The sequence below is a fragment of the Paraburkholderia sp. SIMBA_030 genome, from assembly GCF_046535245.1.
Lineage (GTDB): Bacteria > Pseudomonadota > Gammaproteobacteria > Burkholderiales > Burkholderiaceae > Paraburkholderia.
This window is the reverse complement of the sequence record NZ_JAWRXB010000005.1, coordinates 1-19338: the sequence shown is the minus strand read 5'-3', so window position 1 is coordinate 19338 and position 19338 is coordinate 1. Positions and strand designations below refer to the sequence as shown.

General features: G+C 64.6%; 16 protein-coding genes and 1 pseudogene. 9 read left to right on the top strand and 8 right to left on the bottom strand.

The features are described from left to right. Positions 1-49 precede the first annotated feature (49 nt). From SB772_RS09600 to SB772_RS09585, 4 genes are all read left to right on the top strand, one after another. On the top strand, positions 50-1408 hold the full coding sequence (locus SB772_RS09600; RefSeq protein ID WP_410833025.1) for an aspartate aminotransferase family protein: 1359 nt from the start codon (positions 50-52) through the stop codon (positions 1406-1408). A gap of 61 nt (positions 1409-1469) precedes the next feature. After that, complete coding sequence (locus SB772_RS09595; RefSeq protein WP_410833024.1) at positions 1470-2117, top strand: GntR family transcriptional regulator; 648 nt, start codon at positions 1470-1472, stop codon at positions 2115-2117. A gap of 133 nt (positions 2118-2250) precedes the next feature. Next, positions 2251-2616: a hypothetical protein gene (locus tag SB772_RS09590; protein ID WP_341315595.1), complete on the top strand. Its 366-nt coding sequence runs from the start codon at positions 2251-2253 to the stop codon at positions 2614-2616. 70 nt (positions 2617-2686) lie between these two features. Beyond that, positions 2687-4039 carry a TAXI family TRAP transporter solute-binding subunit gene (locus SB772_RS09585; RefSeq protein WP_410833023.1) on the top strand — a complete coding sequence of 451 codons (1353 nt, stop codon included), beginning with the start codon at positions 2687-2689 and terminating at the stop codon, positions 4037-4039. Positions 4040-4054: 15 nt separating this feature from the next. Here SB772_RS09585 and SB772_RS09580 read toward each other — a convergent pair whose 3' ends face one another. From SB772_RS09580 to SB772_RS09570, 3 genes are all read right to left on the bottom strand, one after another. Next, on the bottom strand, positions 4055-4732 hold the full coding sequence (locus SB772_RS09580; RefSeq protein WP_410833022.1) for a ProQ/FinO family protein: 678 nt from the start codon (positions 4730-4732) through the stop codon (positions 4055-4057). Between the two features lie 152 nt (positions 4733-4884). Beyond that, a complete protein-coding gene (locus tag SB772_RS09575; RefSeq protein WP_410833021.1) occupies positions 4885-6249 on the bottom strand; it encodes an ATP-binding protein in 1365 nt (454 codons plus the stop codon). Then, positions 6246-6908 (bottom strand): response regulator, encoded by a 663-nt coding sequence (locus tag SB772_RS09570; RefSeq protein ID WP_410833020.1) that lies wholly within the window; start codon positions 6906-6908, stop codon positions 6246-6248. Before SB772_RS09570 ends, SB772_RS09575 begins: the two co-directional genes overlap by 4 nt. Positions 6909-7138: 230 nt before the next feature. On the opposite strand from SB772_RS09570, the gene SB772_RS09565 reads away from it, so the two are divergent. From SB772_RS09565 to SB772_RS09555, 3 genes are read left to right on the top strand one after another with little or no spacing between them, the layout of a single operon-like run. Beyond that, entirely contained in the window at positions 7139-8566 is a 1428-nt protein-coding gene (locus SB772_RS09565; protein WP_410833019.1) for a TolC family protein, read from the top strand. Further along, the gene (locus tag SB772_RS09560) at positions 8556-9695 is read left to right on the top strand and encodes an efflux RND transporter periplasmic adaptor subunit (protein ID WP_410833018.1); all 1140 of its coding nucleotides are present in this window, start codon (positions 8556-8558) and stop codon (positions 9693-9695) included. The genes SB772_RS09565 and SB772_RS09560 overlap by 11 nt, the downstream gene beginning before the upstream one ends. Then, positions 9692-12742: an efflux RND transporter permease subunit gene (locus SB772_RS09555; RefSeq protein WP_410833017.1), complete on the top strand. Its 3051-nt coding sequence runs from the start codon at positions 9692-9694 to the stop codon at positions 12740-12742. Before SB772_RS09560 ends, SB772_RS09555 begins: the two co-directional genes overlap by 4 nt. A gap of 32 nt (positions 12743-12774) precedes the next feature. Here the strand turns inward: SB772_RS09555 and hpnI (SB772_RS09550) are convergent, their stop codons facing one another. After that, the gene (gene hpnI / locus SB772_RS09550) at positions 12775-14013 is read right to left on the bottom strand and encodes a bacteriohopanetetrol glucosamine biosynthesis glycosyltransferase HpnI (protein WP_410833016.1); all 1239 of its coding nucleotides are present in this window, start codon (positions 14011-14013) and stop codon (positions 12775-12777) included. Between the two features lie 12 nt (positions 14014-14025). Then, complete coding sequence (locus SB772_RS09545) at positions 14026-14211, bottom strand: hypothetical protein (RefSeq protein ID WP_410833015.1); 186 nt, start codon at positions 14209-14211, stop codon at positions 14026-14028. A gap of 322 nt (positions 14212-14533) precedes the next feature. Here SB772_RS09545 and SB772_RS09540 point away from each other — a divergent pair, with 322 nt between their 5' ends. Then, positions 14534-15193 (top strand): response regulator, encoded by a 660-nt coding sequence (locus SB772_RS09540; RefSeq protein ID WP_410833014.1) that lies wholly within the window; start codon positions 14534-14536, stop codon positions 15191-15193. Continuing rightward, positions 15193-16590: an ATP-binding protein gene (locus tag SB772_RS09535; RefSeq protein ID WP_410833013.1), complete on the top strand. Its 1398-nt coding sequence runs from the start codon at positions 15193-15195 to the stop codon at positions 16588-16590. Before SB772_RS09540 ends, SB772_RS09535 begins: the two co-directional genes overlap by 1 nt. 25 nt (positions 16591-16615) lie before the next feature. Here the strand turns inward: SB772_RS09535 and SB772_RS09530 are convergent, their stop codons facing one another. The 3 genes and pseudogenes from SB772_RS09530 to SB772_RS09520 all read right to left on the bottom strand — a co-directional run. Then, positions 16616-17659: a flippase-like domain-containing protein gene (locus SB772_RS09530; RefSeq protein WP_410833012.1), complete on the bottom strand. Its 1044-nt coding sequence runs from the start codon at positions 17657-17659 to the stop codon at positions 16616-16618. Between the two features lie 111 nt (positions 17660-17770). After that, positions 17771-18931, bottom strand: a complete 1161-nt coding sequence (gene hpnI, locus SB772_RS09525; RefSeq protein ID WP_410833011.1) for a bacteriohopanetetrol glucosamine biosynthesis glycosyltransferase HpnI — start codon at positions 18929-18931, stop codon at positions 17771-17773. Next, a pseudogene (locus SB772_RS09520) lies at positions 18928-19338 on the bottom strand (hopanoid biosynthesis associated radical SAM protein HpnJ); the annotation flags it as partial. The pseudogene SB772_RS09520 and the gene hpnI (SB772_RS09525), both read right to left, overlap by 4 nt.

The following is a 19338-nucleotide window of genomic DNA, read 5'->3' as shown; positions in this document are numbered from 1 at the left end:
CGGGCGCGAGTGTGAGCGTTTTATGAAGCCATCGTCGGAAGCGACTCGATTGAATACCCGTCAAGGCGTCAACTGGGCGCGCGCGCAAGCGCTCGTCGAACGCGAACGCAGCGCGTTTGCCAAGGCCATGCCGAAGTCGCGCGCACTGTCGGAACGCGCGGCGCGGCATCTGCTGTTCGGCGTGCCGCTGCACTGGATGAACGACTGGTCGACCCCTTTCTCGCTGTACGTCGACGAGGCGCGCGGCGCCACGTTCACGGACGTGGACGGTCATCGCTATGCGGACTTCTGCCTTGGCGACACCGGCGCGATGTTCGGCCACTCGCCCGTGCCGGTGGCGCGCGCGCTGGCTGCGCAGGCTGAGCGCGGTTTAACCACCATGCTGCCGGGCGAAGACGCCGTGTGGGTCGGCGAAGAACTCGCGCGCCGCTTCGGCCTGCCCTACTGGCAGTTCGCGATGACCGCCAGCGACGCCAATCGCTTCGCGCTGCGCTGGGCGCGGGCGGCGACCGGCCGCAAACAGATTGTGGTGTTCAACGGCTGCTATCACGGCACGGTGGACGACGTATTCGTCGACCTGGTCGACGGAAAACCGAAGCAGCGCGACAGCCTGATCGGCCAGGTGCACGATCTGCTCGACTACACGCGCGTGATCGAATTCAACGACCTCGGCGCGCTGGAAAACGCGCTGAAGGACGGCGACGTCGCCTGCGTGCTGGCCGAACCCGCGATGACCAACATCGGCATGGTGCTGCCGGAAGCGGATTACTGGCGCGAGGCGCAGGTGCTGATGCGCCGCTACGGCACGCTGCTCGCGATCGACGAAACCCACACCGTCAGTTGCGGCCCGGGCGGCTATTCGGTCGCGCACGGCATCGAGCCCGACCTGTTCATTCTCGGCAAGCCGGTCGGCGGCGGCGTGCCTTGCGCGGTGTATGGCTTTAGCGCCGAATTGGCGAAGCGCGCGCAGCAGGCCAAGCGCAGCGTGCCGCCGGGCCACTCCGGCATCGGCACGACGCTGAGCGCGAACGCGTTGGCGATGAGTGCGATTCGCGCGACGCTTGCCGAGGTGATGACCGACGCCGCCTACGAGCACATGTTCGCGCTCGCCGGGCGCATTGAGACCGGCCTCAAAAGCGTGATCGCGCGTCACGGCCTGGCGTGGTGCGTGACGCGCGTCGGCGCCCGCACCGAATTCCAGTTCTCCGCGACACCGCCGCGCAACGGCGCTGAGGCCGGCCGGCAACTCGACCCTGAACTCGAACATATCGTGCACCTGTACCTGCTCAATCGCGGCGTGCTGATCACGCCGTTTCACAACATGATGCTGGTGTGCCCCGACACATCGGCGGCCGACGTCGACCGGCTGATCGCTGTGTTCGACGCCTGCCTCACCGAGCTGACCTGAGCCCGTGATCGAGCGCGAGCGGCGCTAAACTGACGGCCTTTGCGTTTATGCATCGAGTGTTATGAAAACATCGCGCCATCACACGCTGCAGGACGAGACGTACGAAACGCTGCGGCAATGGCTGACGATCGGCCGCTTCGTGCCGGGCGAGCGCATCAAGATCCGTCACGTCGCGGCGGAACTCGGCGTGGGCGAGATGCCGGTGCGCTCCGCTTTGCAACGCCTCGCGGCCGAATCGGCGCTGGTGAACGTACCCAATTGCGGCGTGACGGTGCCGCGTCTGTCCAGGGCGCAATTCGACGACGTGTTGCGCGTGCGGCTGATTCTCGAAGGCCAGGCCGCCGAACTGGGCGTCCCGCACCTCACGGAGCACGATCTGGATACGCTGGAACAACTCAACGCGGAGATGGCGCGAGCATTGCGAGCGGCCGACGCCAAGGGCTACCTCGACGCCAACGAGGCGTTCCATCTGATTCTTTACCGCGCGAGCGGCTCGCCGCTTTTACTGGAGCTGATCGAAACGGTGTGGCTCCAGGTGGGACCGATTTCCAACCTGCTTTTCGGCGACGCGCGGTTTGCCGGCACGCTCAACGACGCGCACGACGCGTTGCTGGACGCAGCGAAGGCACGCAACGCGGCGGGGGTGCGACGCGCGATCGAACGCGATCTGAGTCACGCGGCGACGTGTTTGCGCGCGCAGTGTCTCTGATCCGAAATCGTATGATCGATGGCTGCATTTTGTATATTTCCGCTGTGCAACAGTGCGTGATATTGTTGATGTAAGCAGGGGCCAGTGGTGCGCCGGCCTGACCTGAACACAATTTACAGCCGCGAGCGTCGCCATGAGTGATGTACGCCACCATTTAAGTCCACGGGACCGTTTGGAGCTGTTGTGTTGGCTCACATGCGGGAGCCTGGGCGCTTACTACCTGAATGAGGACTGGCCCGACGCGGCGTTTCATGTGCAGGCCGCGCATAAATGGCTGGACCGCCGGATGCGCGAGGCGGACTGGCTGAGCGTGGCCAAGCTGTCGGCGCTGGCGCTGGAGATCGCGCGCCGGCATGCGCGGTTTGTCGATACCGAATGGGCGCGGGACGCGGTTGAGGAAATCCTCGATACGGACGAGTTGGATCCGCAAGCGCGGTTAGTGAGGCAGGTTTTCGCGGATTGCCAGAATGCGCTGGCTGATAAGCGTACCGCGGATTGATGCTTGTTTTCTTGTCTGCGCGGCGCGATGGGTTATCCGCCTGCGGCGGTGGCGCTTTCTTTGAGTGCCCATGAAACCGCATCGCCCGCGTCTCCCGAGTATGCCAGGCGATCAATCGCATGCCGAATGGCGGGATCATACCTTGCCGTATGCGATCGTCGCCGCGCTCGTGGTGCTGATGGTCACGCTGGTCGTCTGGCTGATCGATCCGGCGCCGCCAAAAACGATCACGATGAGCGCGGGCCCGCACGACAGTTCATTCCTGGTCGCCGCCGAGCAATACAAAAAAATTCTCGCCCGCAACGGCATCACGCTGAAAGTGCTGGAATCCGATGGCTCGGTGCAAAACCTGCATCGACTGCTAGACCCCAAACAGCATGTCGATCTCGCGCTCGTACAGGGCGGGGTGGCGGATGGCATGGATACGTCATCGCTGATGTCGCTCGGCAGCGTTTTCTATATACCGGTCGTGGTGTTCTATCGCGGCACGGGCGTGACCCAGCTTTCACAACTGGAAGGCAAAAGTATTGCGATCGGCCGCGAAGGCAGCGGCACTCGCCTATTGGCGCTCAAGCTGCTGGAGGCAAACGGTATCGAGCCGGGCGGCGCCACCGTGCTGGTGCCGAGCGACGGATTGCAGGCCGCCACGCAACTGGTTGCAGGCGACGTCGACGCCGCGATCCTGAACGGCGACTCGGCGACCCGTGGCCTGATGCTCAGACTCCTGAAGGTGCCCGGCATCTCCGTGATGAACTTCGACGAAGCGAGCGCGTATGCGCGTCTGTTCCCGTATCTCGATCAGATCGACCTGCCGCCCGGCGTGCTGGATCTCAAGCACCGGATCCCACCCGAAACCGTCCACCTGGTCAGCCCGACTGTTGAGATCGTCGCCCGCACCAATCTGCACCCCGCCATCTCCGACCTGGTGATCGAAGCCGCGCAGGAGGTTCATGGCATGCCGGGACTCTTGCAGCATGCGGGCGAATTCCCCAATCCGGTCGCCCGCGAATATCAGATCAGCGAAGACGCGCAGCGCTACTACAAGACCGGCAAAAGTTTTCTGTATCGCAACCTGCCGTTCTGGCTGGCCAGCATCGGCGACCGCACACTCGTTCTGCTGCTGCCGATGGCTGTGCTGTTGTTCCCGGCGATGCGGTTGATACCGGCGCTTTACCGATGGCGCGTGCGCTCGCGCATCTATCGATACTACGGTTCGCTGATCGCGATCGAACGCGGCGCGCTCGCCGACTCGAGCGATGAAGAGCGCGAAGCGCTCTGCCACGAACTCGATCATATCGAGGCGTCGCTGAACCAGTTGCGCATGCCGCTTGCATATGCCGATGCTTTTTACGTACTGCGCGAGCACGTCGGCTTCGTGCGGGCCCGGCTCGGGGCGACGTCGAGGCAAGACAACCGCCCCTAGACGGGATTCCGGCTGTCAGGCCTCTGTGTCGAGTGGTGAGCTTGTCGGCGAGTCGGCCGGCGAGTTGGCCGGCGGTGCGACAGTCGGGTCGGCCGGCGGTGCGACAGTCGAGTCGGCCTGCGAGTCGGCCGGCGGTGTGGCCGCAGGGTTGGCGGCTTTAGGCGCGGCTTTGGCTGCCCGATGCGCCTGCAGCCGTTGCGCGCCGGCGGCTTCCTGCGCCGTCACCTGCCCTGCTTCGCTGCCGGTCAGATCGACTCGCGCGGCGCCTTCGACGAGGCATTTCCAGTAGCGGCTGCCGCGACACCACGTCTTGATCGCGTCGCGCAGCTCGGCTTCGCTCAACGACAATTCTTTCGCGTGAACGACGAGATCCTCGAAGATGCCGACCTTCAGCGGGAGCTTGGGCGCAGGATTCTTCGGAAACACATTGGGGAAGCGCTTTTGCAGTTTCCCGATCGTCTTCACCACCGGGTCGACAGGCTTCGCGTCCGGCGCGGGAGCGGGCGCAGCGGCCCGGCGTGGCTGCGATGGCTTGCGAGCAGGCCTCGCGTCCGGCTTGGCGCCGGGTTTGGCACCACCGGCCTTGGCCGCGGGCTTGGCACCTGGCTTGGCACCTGGCTTGGCGGCAGGCGCGGCTTCGGCGCGTGCCGCAGCAAGTTGCTTTTTCAGTTCAGCGAGTTGTTCGAAACCCATGGCACACAGTCAATCGAGAAAGAAGAGATTGTAGCAGTGTGGCGGAGTTTGATTTTTTCGGCGCTGCTGGTTGTACGTCTGCGGTGGTCAAGAAAAGGCAACGCCAAAAAAGCACAGCCAAATACCGTCGCGAAAGGCAAAAAAACCCAACATCAACTTTTCGCTGCCGCCACCACCTCAACCCCATACGCCGTCAGGCCAAAAACAGAAACGCACAACCCGCTGCGCCCAACATTATTCCGCAATGCCAGCGAAAGCTGATGCCTCTGCGCGATTCGCGCCACAATGGCCAATCCCAACCCGCTCCCCTCGCCCTGCGCCTCGTCCCCACGATAAAACCGGTCGAAAACACGCTCGATCTCAGGCTCGGGGATACCAGAGCCGCTATCCACCACCTCGAGCCCCACGCGGTCTCCAGAGCGCTTCAAAATCACGTCGGCCTTGCCGCCCCGCGGCGTATGCCGAATCGCGTTGTTGATCAGATTGCCCAACAACACACTCATCCCATGCGGCTCGGCCAGCACCGTATACGCGTCGCCTGGCATGCGCGCCTGCTCGCATTCGAGCCCAAGATCGATCCCCCTGGTTTCGGCAAGCAGCGAGAAATCCCCGACAGCCTGTTCGCCGATCCGGCGCAAACTCACCGGCACCATCGACGTCACCGGATGCGCATCCTCGCGCGCCAGCGTCAGTAACTGCTGCACCAGATGGATGATCCGGTTGACCCGCCCCTCGACACGCTCCAGCGCCTGCCCTTCGCCCATTAACGTGCCGTCGCGCGAGGCGGCCTGCAGTTGCAGCTTCAGCGCGGCCAGCGGCGAGCGCAACTCGTGCGCGGCATCGGCAATAAAGGTGCGCTGTGCCTGCGATGCCGTATTCAAACGCTGCAGCAAATCATTGAGCGCCTCGACCAGCGGCCGGATTTCGACCGGCACGGTGCCGTCCAGGTGCAACGGCTCCAGCGAATCGATCGAACGGGTCGACAGCGCGCGCGACAGCCCGCCAATCGGTGCGAGCCCGCGTGCGACCACCAGCAGCACCAGCACGATCGTCACCGGCACCAGCAACGCAAGCGGCCACAGCGTATGCAATGCGAGCTTGAGGGCGAGATCTTCGCGCACGGACACCGGTTGCGCGACCTGGATATAGCGGTCCGCTTGCTGCAGCCCGAACGCGCGCCAGTGATACTCGCCGCGCTCGACGGTACTGAAGCCTTCCTGCAGGCGCGAAAACACCGGCGCCTGCGTCGAGTGATAGACGAGGTTGCCGGCACGGTCCCAGATTTCGATGACGACGCGGTCGTCGGCGAGATCGCCGAAATCGGGGCTGCGATGCTCGCCCTCCGCGGTGCTCCGAAGGTTCGACGGCAACGACAACGCCACCGTGTGGAGTTCGTAGTCGAACAGTTCGCTCGCTTCTTCTCGCGCGGTGTGAAAGATGCCGTAGCCGGCCACGCCCGAGGCTGCCGCCATGCCGAAAATCAGCCAGCCCAGCAGCCAGCGGCGAATCGACGTCATCCGCACCTCTTCAGGCGATAGCCGACGCCGCGCACGGTCACGACCTGGTCCGCGCCGATCTTGCGCCGCAAGCTGTGCACATGCACCTCGATCGTGTTGCTGCCCACTTCCTCACCCCAGCCGTACAGTTTTTCTTCCAGCTCGGCCTTGGTGAAAACGCGCGTCGGCTCCTCGATCAGCGCCTGCAGCAGCGCGAATTCGCGCGGCACGAGCGGCAGCGGCGCGCCGTCCTTGGTGACCTCGTGGGCAGCGGGATCGAGTGTGAGCTCGCCATGCGCATACACAGGCTGCTTCTGGCCGGTACGCCGCCGCAACAACGCGCGCACGCGCGCGGCGAGTTCGTCGAGATCGAATGGCTTGATCAGGTAATCGTCAGCGCCCGCGTCGAGACCGCGAATCCGTTCGTCCACCGCGTCGCGCGCGGTCAGGATAATCACCGGCGCGGCGCCGCCGGCCTTGCGATATGCATTCAGCACCTCGATGCCGTCTTTCTTCGGCAAGCCGAGATCGAGCAGCACGAGATCGTACACGCCGTTGCCGAGCGACAACTCCGCGGCGCGGCCGTCTTCGGCCCAGTCGATCGCGTAGCCCGCGCGGCGCATGGCGCCCAATACGGTCTCCGCAATCATGTCGTCGTCTTCGACCAGTAACAGACGCATGGCCTCTCCTCTCTCCTGTTTGCCCGAATGGCCGCCGCATTGTCCCGCCAGTCAGCTTAACGCTTCCTTATGCCACGCTTATGTTTTCCTTATGGGAGGCTTAGCGGACGCTTATGGGAGGCTTAAGCGCCGGTTAAGCATCACTTAAGCTGGTCCTCAGCAGAATTGGCACCTGTTTAGCTGCGTCCGCTCGCGGATGCACTCACCTAGTTTCGTTCAGGAGCCGGATCTTGCCCGTTTTCTACGCCGCCGCAGCGGCCGTCCCAGCGACACGGCTGCGCGCGCTCGTGCCGCTTTGCGCGATGCTGCTGGCCGGTTGCACGTGGTACCACCGCGAGCCGCTCGCGCCCCAGGATACGTCGACTTCCGCCCATTCGCTCGAACGCATCCGCATCGATCCGTCGACGATGCCGCTGCCCGAACTGGCCGTACACCGTTTCGATCCGTCCGACGGACTCGACATCGACGAAGTCGCGATGCTCGCCGTCGCCAACAATCCCGATCTCAAGCTCGCCCGCGACGATCTCGGCATCGCCCGCGCGCAGGCCTATTCGGCCGGCTTGCTGCCCGATCCGCAACTGAGCGTGTCGAGCGATTATCCGGGCGCGGCAGGCGCCACGCGCGCCTTCAATTATGGCTTGAGCATCGACGTGATGGCGATCGTCCTGCGCAGCGCCAACCAGCAATCCGCCGACGCGACCGTGGCGAAGACCGATCTGGGCCTGCTCTGGCAGGAATGGCAGATCGTCGCCCAGGCGCGGCAGTTGTTCATCAAAACGCGCTTCCAGCAGGACACGCTGCCGCTGCTGCAACAGCAGCGCGAGCTCGCGCGCGCACGCTACGAGCGGATGGCCGAAGCTCGCCGCGACGGCAATCTGACCGACGACACGCTGAGCGCAGCGCTTACGTCGTACAGCGACGCGCGCAAGCAGTACACCGACGCCGAGCGTGCCGCCGAACAGACGCACCACGATCTGAACGCGCTGCTCGGTCTGTCGCCCGAGGTTCAATTGCAGCTCACCGGCAGCGAGGACGCAGCGCCGCTGTCTGACGCCACGCTCGACTCGGCTCTCGCCAGGCTGGCGCAACGCCGCCCGGACCTGATCGCGCTGCAAGCCGGCTATGAAGCGCAGGAACAGAAATACCGCGCGGCGATTCTCAGCCAGTTCCCGAGCCTGTCAGTGGGTTTCGTGCGGGCGCGTGACACCTCGAATATCTACACCAGCGGCTTCACGATCAATCTGAGCCTGCCGATCTTCAACCGCAATCAAGGCAACGTGGCAATCGAAAAAGCAACTCGCCAGCGCCTGCGCGACGAATATCAATCGCGCCTGAACACGGCCTATGCGGATGTGGCCCATCTGCGCGCGGACAACGTCATTCTCACGCGGCAGTTGCAGCAGACCGAAGCGGCGCTGCCGGACACCGATCTCGCCGCGCAACACGCGGCACAGGCCTTCGCCGAACACAACCTCGCGCTCGGCGCTTACACCGACGCGCAGAGCGCATCGCTCACCAAACGTATCGACGTCGCCACGCTGCGCGAATCGCTCGCCGAACAACGGGTCGGTTTGCAGGCACTGTTGGGCAGTGCGATTCCCGACGCCTATTCCGTCGCCCCTTCCGCTCAAACAATCACCGAAACTCATGCGAAATAGCCTATTTTCGGCGCAGCGGCCTCGCATCGCTGCCTATGCGATCTCCGTCACCTGCGTCGCCCTGCTAAGCGCTGCCCTCGGCAGCTGGAGCCTCGCCACGCATGCGGCCGATGCAGCCGCCGCCGACGATGCCGCCGACAAAGGCGTCGTGGCCGTACAGACCGTGCGCGTGCAGCGCGCCACCATCGCACAGCCGGTGCGTGCGTATGGCATCGTCGCGGCGTCCGCGTCGAATCTGACCACCGTCAATTTGCCGTACGTCGCGCGCATCGTGCAAATGCGCGTGCAGGCCGGGCAAAACGTGACGCGCGGCACGCCGCTGTTCGTCGTGCAAGCCGATCCCGCCGCAGTGCTCGCAGCCACCCAGGCGAAGAGCGCCGTGACGCTGGCCCAAGGCGAATTGGCCCGAACCCAATCGCTGTACGACAAGGGGCTCGCCACGCAATCGCAACTCGCCGCCGCCAGAAAAGCGGCCGAGGATGCGCAGCAGGCCCTCGCGGCACAAAACCAGACCGGCGTCGCGAGCGGCAGCAAAGTCATCGTCGCGCCGCTCGATGGCGTGGTGTTGCAGGTGTCGGCGGCTCAGGGCGACCAGGTGCAGCCCGGCGCCGCGATCCTGCAACTGGCCGGCGGCAGCAGCAGGGATGCCCGTGCGAACGTGGTGCTCGGCGTCGAGCCGTCGGATGCGAGCGCGATCCACGCCGGCGACACTGTCACGCTGCACGGCCTGTCCACCTCGCTCGCGAAAGCCGCCGCGGACGGCCACGTCGTGCTGGTCGGCGCATCTGTCGATCAGCAGAGCCAGCTCGTCAACGTCGGCGCGAATGTGCCGCTCGGGCAGACCGCGTTCATTCCGGGCACGCGCGTCGCCGCCGATATCGCGACCCGCAGCGGCACGCATTGGGTCGTGCCGCGCGCCGCCGTGCTGAAAGACGGCCATGGCGCTTACGTGTTCCAGATCACGCCGCAGAACAAGGCGCGCCGCGTAGCGGTGCTCACGCAGGTCGAAAACGGCGAGCGCTACGGTGTGGACGGCGCGATCGACGGCGCGCAGGCGCTCGTCGTCAGCGGCAACTATGAGCTGAAGGACGGCATGGCGGTGCAAACCGGCGGAGGCGCGCCGCGATGAATTTCGGTCAATGGATGCAGAAGCACCGGCGCTCGCTGCTGTTCGTGATCGCCTTGCTGGCGATCGCGGGCGTGCTGAGCGCGTTCCGCCTGCCGATCTCGCTGTTCCCGAACGTCGCGTTTCCGCGTGCGGTGGTCTCGCTCGACGCGGGCGACCGCCCTGCCGAACAGATGGCCACGCTCGTCACCATGCCGGTCGAGGAAGCACTGCGCCGCGTGCCGAATGTACGCGACGTCGAATCGAAAACGAGCCGCGGCTCGGCGGAAATCTCGATCAATTTCGACTGGGGCACCGACATGGCGCAGGCCACGTTGCAGGCGCAGTCAGCCATCGGCGAAATTCTCTCGACGCTGCCGCAAGGCACCTCGATGCAGGTGCGGCGCATGGACCCGACGGTGTTCCCGGTGCTCGCGTACAGCCTGACGTCGAAGCAGCAATCGCTGACGGCACTGCACGATCTGGCGCAGTTCCAGATGCGGCCGTTGTTGTCGTCGGTGGAAGGCGTGGCGCGCGTCGACGTGATGGGCGGCGCGCAGGACGAGTTCGAAGTCGCGATCGATCCGGCGCGGCTCGCCGCGTACAAGCTCTCGCTTTCGGACGTCTCGAAGGCGATCGGCGCGAGCAACGTGCTGATGGCGACCGGCCGCATCGAGGATCACTACAAGCTGTACCTCGTGATTGCCAACACGACCATCACGCAGCTGGATGAACTCAGGAACGTAGTGGTGTCGGCCAACGGCGCGACGCAGATTCGCCTCGGCGACATCGCGACGGTTCAACAGGGCGTGGTGCCGCAATGGATGCGCGTCACCGCCGACGGTCAGGACGCCGTGCTGATCAACGTCTATCAGCAGCCCGGCGCGAACAGCGTGGCGATGGCCAGGGCGATTACCGCGAAGCTCGCCGCCTTCCAGCACCAGATGCCGGCCGGCGTGCATCTTTCGAACTGGTACGACCAGAGCGAACTCGTGGTCGCCTCGGCCACCAGCGTGCGCGACGCCATCATGATCGGCGTGATGCTGGCCGCGTTCACGCTGTTTGTCTTCCTGCGCAACTGGAAAATCACCGCGATCGCCGTCGCGCTGGTGCCGGTGGTGATGGCCGCAACCATCCTGTTGCTCGACGTGTTCGGCATGGGCTTTAACATCATGACGCTCGGCGGGATGGCCGCCGCGGTCGGCCTCGTGATCGACGATGCGATCGTGATGATCGAGCATATCGTGCGGCGCATGCGCGAAGGCGGCGCGCACAAGTTCCACGGCCGCGTGATGGCCGCGGCGCTCGAATTCACCCGGCCGCTCGCCGGTTCGTCGGCGGCAACGCTGATTATTTTCGTGCCGCTCGCGTTCCTGTCCGGCGTGACGGGCGCGTTCTTCAAGGCGCTCTCCGTGACGATGGCGAGCGCGCTGTTCATTTCGTTTCTCGTCACCTGGCTCGCGGTGCCGATTCTGTGCGACCGCTGGCTGAAGGCGAAGGACGCCGAGGAGCACAAGGAAACCCGCTTTGCTTCCTGGATGAACAGGCGCTACGCGTATTTGATCGAGCACGTCACCGCGCGGCCGATCCTCGTGCTGCTTGGCCTCCTGCCGCTGATCGCGGTCGCGGCGTTCGCCTTCACGCGCGTGGGCAGCGGCTTCATGCCGAGCATGGACGAAGGCGGTTTCGTGCTCGACTATCACACCGAACCCGGCACGTCGATCACCGAAACCGACCGGCTGATGAAACAGGTCGAGCGCATCATTCGCGCGAATCCGAATGTCTTGACCTACTCGCGCCGCACCGGCGCGGGCCTCGGCGGCGACCTGAACGAACCCAACCGGGGCGACTTCTTCGTGCGGCTCAAGTCGAGCAATCGCGAGCCGATCGAAACGGTGATGGAGGAGATCCGTTCGAAGGTCGAGACGCAAGTGCCCGGCGTGAATCTGGAACTCGCGCAGCTGATGGAGGACCTGATCGGCGATCTGACCGCAGTGCCGCAACCGGTGCAGATCAAGATCTATTCCGACGACCAGACCACGCTCGACACCACCGCGCGCAAGGTAGCGGCGCAGATCGGCAAGATCCAGGGCGTGGTGGACGTGAACGACGGCATCAACCCGGCCGGCGATGCGCTCGAACTGCATCTCCGGCCCGAAGCGGCTGCCGCCGAGGGGATGGATACGCAGTCGATTGCGCAAGCGGTGTCGGACATGGTGGAAGGCAACGTCGCGACGCAATTCCAGACCGGACCGAAGACGGTGGGTGTACGCGTGCGCGTGGCCGGCGCATTGAAGCTGACCGATACGCAACTGGGCCAGTTGCAGATTCGCGCGCCAGACGGTCATCTGTTCGCGCTCAACCGCGTGGCCGATCAGGTAATCGTGACCGGACAGCCGGAAATCAGCCGCGACAATCTCAAGCGCATGGTGGCCGTTACCGCGCGGATCGACGGCCGGGATCTCGGCTCGACGATCGCCGACGTGCAGAAAGCGCTTGGCGACAAAAATCTGTTGCCGGACGGCGTTTACTACGAGCTGGGCGGTTTGTATCAGCAACAGCAGATTGCGTTCAAGGGTTTGCTGATCGTGTTCGGCGCGGCCATCGCGTTGGTGTTCGGTTTGCTGCTGTTTCTCTACGAGCGGTTTCGCGTCGCGATGGCGGTCATGGCGATGCCTTTGCTGGCTGCGGGGGCGGTGTTCATCGGCCTTTGGCTCACCGGTATCGAGTTGAACATCTCCGCGATGATGGGGATGACGATGATTATCGGTATCGTGACGGAGGTGGCGATTTTTTATGTTTCGGAGTTGCAGGGGCTCGTGCAGGATGACGGCATGGCGTTCGAGGCGGCTTTGATCGCCGCCGGGCGTAATCGTCTGCGGCCGATCACGATGACGACCATCGCTGCCATTCTGGCGCTGCTGCCGCTTGCGTTTGCCCTCGGGCAAGGGTCGGCGATGCAGCAGCCGCTCGCTATTGCGATTATTTCCGGGTTGATCGTGCAGCTGCCACTGGTGCTGTTGCTGTTGCCAGTGCTGTTGAAATTGTTGATGAAGAAACAGGCTATTTGATGCAATCAGCCAAACACCATCAAAACCGACCCTCACCCTCCGTCGGACGTCTCCATCACCCGCAACGCGCGACTGCGCGCCGCGGGCGCGGAACCGCCTCCCACGGGCACACGCGCCCCGCGCCAGATCACATGTGACCCAAACGCCCCAGCCAGCCATTGCGCAGCAAGCAACGAATCCCGCAATGGCACAATCGGCAAATCGCGCCAGAACGTGCGCTCATGCCGCGCGCTGCGCAGATGCAACAACATGCGCGCGGCAAAACCAGCAGCGGTGAAGAAGGTGCTCGCAAGCGCCGCCCACACATGCACGCCGTCGGACGGCCCCGCCGCCAGGCTGCCAGTAAGCCAGGCGCCGGCAACAATCCACGGCGACGGAAAAGTAATGAACAGAAACGCGAAACCCAGCGGGTTCACAGAGCGTATCGTGCGTAGCCAGCGCGTTTCACGCTGCCACAATGAGCCAAAGGTCGGCTCGATCACATCGGTCGCCACCATCACGCGCGACAGAACCGTACTCAGACCCAGCGCGCGCACGTGTTCTGCGAGCCAGTAGTCGTCGGCGAGACAGTTCTTCAGCGCGTCGAAACCGCCGATCTGCTCGAGCGTTTCGCGACGCAATGCCAGCGTCGCGCCAAAACCGAAGCGGCGCGACCCGGCCGCGTGCGCGACCCGCACCGACGGCGCAAACCACTCATTGATGAAAAGCGCGCCGACGCGCGGCCAGAATCCGCCGACGCCTTGCGCCACGTAAAGGCAAGTGACCACGCCCACGCGAGGATCGGCCAGCGGCGCGGCCACGGTGTCGAGGTAATCGGCTTCGACGGCGATGTCGCTATCGGCAATGACAATCACGTCATGGCGCGCCCGCTCGGCCATGTTGATCAGATTGCTGACCTTGAGATTGCTGCCGTGCACGCGTGAATCCACCGCGAGCTCGATGTCGTGCATCGGATAGGCAGCCTGCAAACGCCGCACCACCGCGATCGCGGGATCGTCGGGCGACGACACGCCGAGCACCAGTTGAAAGTGCCCGTGACGCTGGTCGCAGAAAGTCCTGAGGTTTTCGTAGAGACGCGGCTCCGCGCCGCAGAGCGGCTTGAGCACGCTAACGCCGACATTCGCGAAGGGACCGGCCGGGTATCTGCCGGCACCGCCCCGGCGCGCCGCGAAGAATGGCATGGCCACCGCCGCCAGCATCGCATACAGCGAAGCCGCGCCACATCCGACGAGCAACAACCATTGCCATGCTGTCAATGTGTAAGCCGTCATTGCCTGGTTCCGTCAGTGCGCGGCGAGCACGAACGGTCTACCTGTAAAGCGCGGATGGAGAATGGCGAGCCAGCGCCGCGGGCAACTCGCCGCCACCCAAACGGGCCGCAAGGTCCAGGCAAGGGCTTCAGCGCCCATGGCCGTGAGCGAAGCCGCCATCAGATGGGCTCGCAGCATGTCGACGGTGACTGGCTTCATGGCTTGGTCTCATGACCTGACGATATGCGCCGCACGATGGCGCGACGCGCCGGCGATGCATTCCATCGATGTGCTTACGATTGCATTGCAAAAACATAACAACGCGATATCGCTTTCGCGCGCTCGTGTCGAGACTCGCGACAGCGACCTGCTGTGGGGCGATAGTATCGATTCAAACTGAAGGGAACCTTAAGGAAGACCGCGGTATAAAGCGGGTGTCGGGCATCATGGTTACACTTCACCGTGCGGCCCGGCGGTTGCTTAGAAGCGGGCGCGGCAAGGTCGCACCAAGACCAAATCCCTGAACGGAACGAACTGACTCATGCGCTTACTCCTCGTCGAAGACGACGACCTGATCGGCTGCGGTATCGAAGCGGGACTGCGCCAGGCCGGTTTTACGGTCGACTGGGCGCGCGACGGCCACAAGGCCGATCTCGCGCTGACCACCACGGCCTATGCGCTCGTGATACTCGATCTCGGCTTGCCCAGAGTGTCGGGCGAGGAAATCCTGAGGCGCCTGCGCGACGCGGGCAAAGACGTGCCGGTGCTGGTGTTGACCGCGAAGGGCACGGTGGTCGATCGCGTCGTCGGCCTCGAAGCCGGTGCCGACGACTACCTCGGCAAGCCCTTCGATCTGACCGAACTGATCGCGCGTTGCCGGGCTTTGCTGCGCCGCGCGCAAGGGCGCAGCATCGAGGTGATCCGCTATCAGGACCTGACCGTCAACCCGGCCGCGCAAACGGTCGAAATCGATGGCACGCGCGTGTCCCTCACCTCGCGTGAATGGGCGATCCTGATGCAGTTGCTGACCAATCAGGGGATTCCCCAGTCGCGTTCGCGTCTCGAAGAAAGCCTGTATGGATGGCAGGAAGAAATTGAAAGCAATGCCATCGAAGTGCATGTGTCGAATCTGCGCAAGAAGCTCGGCGCGAAACTGATCAGAACCGTCCGCAATATCGGCTACGTGGTGGAGAAAGCGTGATGGCGTCGATACGCCGCCGGCTGATGCTGCTGATTCTGGTCAGCATCGCGCTGATATGGGGCGTCGCGCTGGTATCGAGCTATCGTCAGGCCACGCGCGAAGTAGGCGAATGGGAAGACGCGCGCCTCGCCGAACTGGCGCAAGTCCTCGCCCTGCTCGATCAACGCAATCTGGTCACGCTCGCCAATGCGCGCATCGACGTGCGGGAGGAAGAAAAAGGCGGCAGCCCCGGCGCCAACGACGAGGATGACGACGACAGCTTGCCGCGCGACGCGCTGTTTCAGGTGCGCGACGCAAACGGCGACGTGCTGGCGGGCAGCCCGCAATTGCGTTCGTTGCAGGCGTGGGACCTGCCGGTGCCGCCGGCAAGCAGCGCGCAAAACATCACGCTGGGCGGCAGGGCGTGGCACTCGTTCACCTTGCGCGACACCGCGCTCGGTCACACCGTGCGCGTGTTCGAACCGGCCAACACGCGCAGCGATCTGGTAAGCGGCGTCGCGAACCGGATTGCCCGGCCCACGCTGCTTGCGCTGCCGGCACTGGCGTTGCTGGTGTGGTTCGACATCGGCTGGAGTCTGGCGCCGCTCAGGATTCTGTCGAGCGCGATCCGCGCGCGCGACGTCAACCGGCTGACGCCGGTCGACATCGGCCATGCGCCCACCGAGGTGCGGCCGCTGGTCGATGCGATCAATCTGGTGCTGTCGCGCTTGCGGCTCTCGCTGGAACGCGAACGCGCGTTTACCGCGGACGCCGCCCACGAGCTGAAATCGCCGCTCGCTGCAATCAAGGTGCAGGCGCAAGTCGCGCTGGCCGAGCCGGACGCCGCCTTGCAGCGGCTGGCGATGGAACGCGTGGTGCAAGGGGTCGACCGCAGCGCGCGGCTTGCCGAGCAATTGCTGCTGCTGGCGCGGCTGGACGCGCACGAGAAAATGCCGACCGCGCCGCTCAAGCCTGCCGTAATCGCCAGAGACGCGCTGCTCGCCAACGAGCGCAATGCGCAGCAAAAAAATATTCGCGTGGCCCTGACCGGCGACCTGCGCGCCGAGATCAATGCGGAGCCTGTGCTGATCGGCATCCTGCTCGACAATCTGCTCGATAACGCGATCAAGTACGGGCACGCCGGCGGCAGCGTGGAAATCGCGGTGCAGCACGCGCTCGACCGCGTGCGGCTCACGGTGCGTGACGACGGCCCGGGCGTCGCGTCCGGCGATCTCGCTCATCTGACGAATCGTTTTTTTCGCGCGACAGGCACTCAGGCGACGGGCAGCGGCCTCGGCCTGTCGATCGTCGCGCGGATCGCGGAGCATTTCGACGCGAGCCTGCACCTCGGCGCGGGGATCGGCGAGCGTGGGCTCGCCGTCGAAGTCTCATTTCCTGCTCAAGCGGGAGCGCGTTGAAGCCGCGTTGGGCGGCTGTCGGGGCTCAGCGCTGGCTCACCTCGCGGATTTCTCCTCGCTGCGCGAGCTCGGCAAGCGCCTGACGCTCCACCTGGCTGGGCGCGCGAGTCAACGACTCGGCGAACTGCCACGCAATGAGTCCCGGTACGAAGATCAGCAGGTCACGAATGCGCCGCGCGCCTGCCAGCGCGAGACAGATGGATGGATCGAGGCCCAGCGCGCCGCCGATCAGAACGAAACCGCCCTCCTGCACGCCCAGCCCGCCCGGCACGAAGAAAGCCGCGCTGCTGACCGCCTGGATCAGCGATTCGATCACCACGGCTTCGGTGAGCGTCACGTGCACGCCGAGGAAGTACAGCGCCAGCCAGATTTCCAGCGCCGTCAGGAAGCACTGCAGCGGTTGCCAGAAGAACAGATAGCGCAGCACCACGGCGCGCCGGCGCCAGATCAGCTTGATGGCCTGATCGATCTGCGCCGACTGCCCGACCAGCGCGGCCAGCTTGCCGCTGGTCATATGATTGAGCGCGCGGGTGATGCGCTCGAACGGACTGGCGTGTTGCACGAGCGCAAACAGCACCAGCAGCGGGGTCAGTACGACGACGCCCCACGCCAGCTGCCCGGCGAACCGCAGCGTATCCGAATGCGCGTGCGCGAACAGAAAGCCGATGCCGACCATCGTGAACAGCAACTGACTGATCACCGTGAGCTGCATATCGACAATCAGACTGCCGACCGCCGTCGACGGACGCACGCCCCAGCGCTTGAGCATCCGGAACGAGACGACCTCGCCGCCCACGCGCGCGACCGGCAGCATGCTATTGATCGATTCGCGCACCCACACCAGATGCAGCATCGCGGCGAGGCTCGGCCGATTCGCGCCTCGAATCAGCGAACGCCAATCGGCGGCATTGGCCAGCATCGGCAGCACGTGCGCGATGGCGGCCAGCAGCAGGCCGGCGCCCGCGGCGCGCAGCGCGCCGAGCACGGCGCCGGGGTTGCCTTGCCAGACCAGCCACAGCGAAACCAGCAAGCCGGCTAGCGCGGCCACGCGGCCGAGATGCTTCATCATGCGCGCACCTTTCGCCTGTGCTGCCTGTGCTTCAAGCCGCCGACACCGTCTTCGAAATACCTGCCCATCAGCGCTTCCCTAACCTGCTGTCGATCCGTCATTCGTTCTGCGTCATTCGTCCTGAGCCGCCGACAGCAAGCCGTCGCCGTCCACCTTGAAGCTGACGCCGCGCCAGATTACTCGCGACGACCGGAAGCTCGCCACGAAAATCGCAAACGATACGATATCCCATAACGGCAGCAGCCACAGGTCGCGATGCGCTTGCTGCAACGCCCGGTCGGACAGCAGTTTCAGCATCAGCCGCGCGCACACGGCGGCCAGCGCGAGCGGCCAGGCCCACATGGCGCCACCCGAGAAGGCAATGGCGAGCAGCGCAAAGGCAAGCGGATGAATCAGCGCCGAGCCGAGATGGCCGAGCGGATCGATGCTGCGGATGGTGCGGCTCCAGCGCAGTTCGTGCGCGAACAATTGCGCCGCGCTCGTTTCGACGCAGGCATGCGAGATCGTGAACGGCGGAATCACCACCTTCTCGCCGATCGTCCGCACCGCTTCGCCGATCGCGTGGTCTTCGGCCAGATGCCGCACGAACGGCGTGAAGCCGCCGATCTTGTCGAGCGTGTCGCGCCGCATCGCGATGGTCTGCCCGAAACACGGGCGCGCGAGACCGAGCGCCAGCCCCATCACCACGCCGGGCAGAAACTGGTAGTTGGTGGCCTTGGCCGACAGGCGCGGCCAGAAGCCCGGATCGGGCTGCCCGCGATAGACGCAGGTGACGAGACCGACGCCCGGTTTTTGCAATTCGCCGATCACGTTGCGCAGATAGTCCGGCCCGACGCTCACGTCGCTGTCCGCGAAGACCAGCACGTCGTGCCGCGCGTGCGGCAGCATATTGAGGATGTTGCTGATTTTGCGGTTCGGACCGTACAGGCGCGCATCGGCGATCACGGTGATGTCCGCTTCGGGATGCAGACGCCGCAGCTCGTCGACGGTTTGCAACGCGGGGTCGGTCGATTCGTGCACGCCGAACAGGAATTGCACGGGGCCCGGGTAATTCTGCTGACAAAAGCTCGACAGGTTGCCGAGCAACGCCCATTCGGTGCCGTGCAGGGGTTTGACGATCGTGACCGGCGGAAAGCTGGTCGGCTCGGACACCGCTCGCGCGAAGAACCGGCCAATCAGCACGCCGGCCAGCACCGTGTAGCCGATCCCGAAGACCGCGCCCGCCGCGCACGCATAGGCCAGCGTGACGGCGAGCCAATGCGCGGCGATCACGCCTGGTGGGCGCGCAGGAACCGGAAGAATTCGACGCCTTCACGCAGGCGCCGTTTCATCATGTCCCAGCTCGTCAGCATCTCGCGCAGGATTTCCCAGACCTTCGAGGGCCGGAAATAGAAGCGCCTGTAGAAGTTCTCGAGCTGGTGGTAGATCTCGTCGCGCGACAGATGCGGATAGCCGATCGCCGCGAGCTGCACTCCTTCCTTGCTGACGAGATTGATGACCTTGTTCTCTTCGAGCCAGCCGTTCTCGACCGCCTGGTTATACAGCGTCGTGCCCGGATACGGCGCGGCAAGCGACACCTGGATCGTGTGCGGATTGATCTCTTTCGCGTACTCGATGGTCTTCTGGATCGTCTCCTGCGTCTCGCCCGGCAGCCCCAGAATGAAGGTGCCGTGAATCTT